The organism is Gloeomargarita sp. SRBZ-1_bins_9 (assembly GCA_039794565.1).
Classification (GTDB): Bacteria; Cyanobacteriota; Cyanobacteriia; order Gloeomargaritales; family Gloeomargaritaceae; genus Gloeomargarita.
In genome coordinates, this window is sequence record JAUQVX010000021.1 from 1 (window position 1) to 4,813 (window position 4,813).

A 4,813-nucleotide genomic window follows, 5' to 3' on the forward strand; every position below is an offset into this window, starting at 1 on the left:
AGTTTGCGGCGGAGTTGGCCCTGCTGCGGGGGCGGGTGGATACCCTAGAAGCGCGCACGGCCACGTTGGAGGCGCAGCAGTTTTCCACGACGACCAAGCTGACGGGGCAGGTGATTTTTGGGGTGCAAGGGGCGTTTGGGGCCGACCGGCGGGCGGTGCCTAGGGGTGAACCCCGTAGTCGGCAGGGTCTGCGGGATGCGGTGACGTTTGGTTACCGGGTGAATTTGACGTTCAACACCAGCTTTACGGGGAAGGATTTGTTGACGACCAATCTCCAGATTGACGATGTGCCCTTGGGGGCGGTGGGCGGGACCACGGCCTTCGAGGCAACCGGGACCAACAGCGCCAGTGTGAGCTATGGGTTTCTCAACGGGGGGTCGGCGGGCCAGGTGAATCTAGACACCTTGACCTACGAGTTCCCGGTGTTGGGGGACAGGGGACGGATTACCATTGCGGCGCTGGGGGGTGCTATCTACGACCAGGTGGATACTCTGAGTCCCCTGGATGACGATGGTCAAGGGGCGCTTTCGGCCTTTGGGTTGCGCAATCCCATTTACAACCAAAACGGCGGCGCCGGGGTGGGAGCGTCCTTCAGCGTCAATTTGCTTGAGGACAGGCTGAATTTCACCATAGGGTACTTGGCCAGTGGGGATGGGGGCCAGGGGGCCTATTCGCCGGATAATGGTCTGTTTGGGTCGTCCTATGTGGCCTATGCCCAGGTGACCGGTTACCCCTCGGAGAATTTGGGTTTGAGCGCTGTTTATATCCGGGGTTACAGTGACCCGAACGTGGTGCCGTTGAATTTGGGGGGTCTGGTGGGGAATCAGTCGGTGGACCGGCTGACCGCAAACGCCCGGCTGAGTGCGGACAATGCGGGTTTTCAGTTCAAGTGGCAACCCCTGCGCAATTTCGTGCTCGGCGGTTGGTTCGGGGCAACGTGGTTCCGGGACGAGGCGCCTAGATTGACTGCCACGGGTACCGCTTTGAATTACGCTTTGGTATTTGCTTTCCCAGATGTGGGGACCAAGGGGAGTCAGGCCCAGCTGGTGGTGGGGGCGCCGCCTTATCTCTCGACCAGCCGGGGGTTGGTGGCGAATGGTTATGTGAATCGCCGCAGCGATGATGTGCCGATTCTGGTGGAGGCGTCCTATCGCTTCAAATTCTCGGAAAACATCAGCATCACGCCGGGGGTGTTTGCCATCTTTAATCCGGAAGGCAACCGGGACAACCCAACGGTGCTGGTGGGGGCGATTCGCACGACCTTTAGCTTCTAGTGGCTGTATCTTGGCTGGCCTGAGGGTTATGGTCGGGTTCTGCAAGGCCTAGTTTGATTTGATGGGAACCTTAACTACACTTGATGAGTCTCAACGGATACGGGTTGGCCTATAATGGCCTTGCCCCACAGCAGTAACCAGCACAAGGGAGTACACGGAGATGAACAAATTGGTAGTGCCATTGGCTGTGGCAGTGGCTTTGACACTAACAACGGGTGGGGTGGCGCAGCAACTACCGGAACGACGACGGGAAGAGGTTTTGCCAGGTTCGCCGGTAGTGAACTTGCAGGACGTGGGCAAAAGGGTGGCACCAGGAGTGTTTGAGGTGAACCCAGAGGCCCTAAAGGGTAGGCGACTAGTCATCTCTCGGCAAGACCGGGAGACAGGTCAAGCCCAGGCAAAAGAAATACATATTTGCCTTGGAAAATGGAAGGGCGGACGATGCGATGGTGTACTCATAATCATTAAAGACTGAAGGAATCAACCACCTGGGGGCTGGGTTTTGTGATAGGATGTGGGCAATCTATATGGACAGTGCCATGACCTCAGCCTACGCCCAGCCCCCGGAAAAATGTGTATCGGCCACGTTTAAGCGCCAGGAGGCCCTCCACGAGGCGGTGCAACGGTTACTAGACCGCGGGGTGCCCCGTGACCGGATTTCCATCATCGGGCGGAATTTCCAGACCGAAGCGCGGATTACAGGTTTTCTGACCCGCAAGGATGTGATCCTGGACGGGTTGGCTACCGGGGCGATTTACGGTTCCCTGTTCGGTTCGGTGCTCAGCCTGCTGACGGGTGTCGGGGTGTTGTTTATTCCTTTTGTGGGGACGGTGGTGGCGGCTGGACCTTTGGCAGCGGCTTTGCTGGGGGCAACCACCGGTGCGATTTACGGGGCGCTGGGGGCGGGTCTGGGCTCGGCTTTGATTTCCCTGGGCATGCCCCAAGATAAGGCGGCGATTTACCAAACGCGGGTGCAGGCGGGGGAGTTTCTGTTGGTGGTGGAAGTGCCGGCGGAAAAAAGCGGGGAAATTTTCCTGCTGTTGCAGAGCGCTGGTGGGGAAGAGGTGGCCATTACGGATATGCAAATTCCCAAGGAAGGGGAAGGGAAATTGGCCAGTAAAGACCAGATTGCGCCGGAGATGAAAGCAGATTTGTCCGAAGAAGCCCAGCAGACGTTTGTCGAGGCCTATAACCAAGCGTTAGATGAGCATCCCGAACCCCAGAACGCCCTGCTGTGGGCCTGGGAGCGGATTAAACATCTATTTGACCGGGACGATCGGGGGGTATTTTCTAAGCGTAAGTCCCAGTGAGCCTATGATCTATTTGCCGGTCACGTTTTTCCTGTTTTTGCTGTTTTTGTTGAGCTTGCCGTTTCTTTGGCTGGTGGTCACGCTGGATGTGGTGCAACTGGCGGTGACCAAGCTGGGTTTTTCCCCCCAGGTGGCTCTGTTGCTGTTTATGGCGGTGGTGTTGGGCAGTACGGTGAATATTCCCATCTATGAACGGGTGTCCCAGGTGACCTATGTGCCGGATTGGGCGGAGTTGTGGAGTGGGTTTTTCTGGGGCATTCCCCTGCGTAAGATTGAACGCAAGACCATCATTGCCCTGAATGTGGGGGGTGGCTTGATTCCCACGGTGCTGGCGCTGTATCAGTTTGGGCGGGCCAATCCCCTGGCGATTGTTGCGGTAACAGCCATCGTGGCGGGGGTGAGCTATTACGCGGCCCAGGTGGTGCCGGGGATCGGGATTCAGATGAATGCCCTGGTGGCCCCATTGACAGCAGCCATGGCGGCGATTTTGCTCACAGGGGGGGTCAATGCCTCGCCGGTGGCCTTTGCCGGGGGGGTGTTGGGGACGCTAATCGGCGCGGATTTGCTGCACTTACCGGACATCGAGCGCATGACGCCGGGGATTCTCAGCATCGGTGGGGCAGGGGTGTTTGACGGCATTGCCCTGTGTGGACTGTTTTCCCTGCTGCTGACCTGAGGTGGGCAGGAAATCAACCTAAAAAAATACGGACGACCGTACCAGCAGGGCAAAAACCGGATTTTATACTGGAAAAAAGACTAGCCTGGTGATGCCCTATGCAGCCGAATGACCCCAATAAATTTACCGAAAGCGCCTGGAACGCCATTGTCCAAGCGGTTGACATTGCCAAACAAAACCAGAACCAGCAACTGGAATCGGAGCATTTGTTGTTGGCCCTTTTGAACGCCGACGGGCTGGCTAATCGCATCTTTCAGCGGCTGGAGATCAACCCCAACCAGGTGCGGGAAAAGGTGGAAGCCCTGGTGCGGCGCAACCCCAAAGTGACCGGGGGAGATGGTCAACTCTACATCGGCCATAGTTTGGATAAGTTGCTAGACCGGGCGGAGGAGTACCGCAAACAATTTAAGGACGATTTCATTGCTGTTGAACATCTTTTGTTGGCCTATACCCAGGACGACCGCGTCGGTAAAAACTTACTGCGGGAATTCGGCATCACTGGCGACCAAAAACTTAAAGAGGTGATTCAAAAAATTCGGGGGAGCCAAGCAGTGAAAAGTCGCAATCCAGAAGCCACCTACGAAGCGTTGGAAAAATATGGCCGGGACATGACGCGCCAGGCCGCCGAAGGGAAACTGGACCCGGTGATCGGTCGGGATGAGGAAATCCGCCGTATGATCCAAATCCTGTCACGGCGCACCAAAAATAACCCGGTGCTGATTGGGGAGCCGGGGGTGGGGAAAACGGCCATCGTGGAGGGTCTGGCCCAGCGGATCGTGCGGGGGGATGTGCCGGAATCTCTGCAAAACCGGCGCTTGATTTCCCTGGATATGGGGGCGCTGATTGCCGGGGCTAAATATCGTGGCGAATTTGAAGACCGGCTGAAGGCGGTGCTCAAGGAGGTCACCAGCTCCGAAGGGCAGATCATTCTGTTTATTGACGAAATTCATACGGTGGTGGGTGCCGGGGCCACTGAAGGGGCTATGGATGCGGGGAACCTGCTCAAGCCCATGCTGGCCCGGGGGGAACTGCGTTGTATCGGCGCTACGACCCTGAACGAATACCGCAAGTACATCGAAAAGGACGCGGCCCTGGAACGGCGGTTCCAACAGGTGTTTGTGGCTGAACCCAGCGTGGAAGACACCATCTCCATCCTGCGGGGTCTCAAGGACCGCTATGAAACTCACCACAACGTAAAAATTTCCGACTCGGCGTTGATTGCGGCGGCAGTGCTGTCGAACCGTTACATCAGCGACCGGTTCCTGCCGGATAAGGCCATTGACCTGGTGGATGAGGCGGCGGCCAAGTTGAAGATGGAAACGACTTCTAAGCCGGAGGAACTGGACGAAATTGACCGCAAGATTTTGCAACTGGAAATGGAGCGGCTGTCGCTGCAAAAAGAAGAGGACCCGGCTTCTAAAGAACGTCTGCTCAAACTGGAGCGGGAGCTGGCCGAACTCAAGGACAAACAACAGCAACTCAACGCCCAGTGGCAGGCGGAAAAAGAAATCCTGGAGCAACGCAAGAGGATCAAGGAAGCCCTGGCCCAGGTG

At 57.1% G+C, this 4,813-nt stretch carries 4 protein-coding genes; all 4 read left to right on the forward strand.

Annotated features, from left to right (window positions below; all coding sequences use genetic code 11):
• On the forward strand, positions 1-1,274 hold a 1,274-nt coding region (locus tag Q6L55_11405; protein MEN9259314.1), incomplete at its 5' end, for an iron uptake porin.
• 539 nt (positions 1,275-1,813) lie between these two features.
• Entirely contained in the window at positions 1,814-2,584 is a 771-nt protein-coding gene (locus Q6L55_11410; protein MEN9259315.1) for a ChaB family protein, read from the forward strand.
• Positions 2,585-2,588: 4 nt separating this feature from the next.
• Positions 2,589-3,260: a DUF1614 domain-containing protein gene (locus tag Q6L55_11415; GenBank protein MEN9259316.1), complete on the forward strand. Its 672-nt coding sequence runs from the start codon at positions 2,589-2,591 to the stop codon at positions 3,258-3,260.
• Between the two features lie 98 nt (positions 3,261-3,358).
• Positions 3,359-4,813, forward strand: a 1,455-nt coding sequence (locus Q6L55_11420; protein MEN9259317.1) for a Clp protease N-terminal domain-containing protein, incomplete at its 3' end; no start/stop codon positions are given.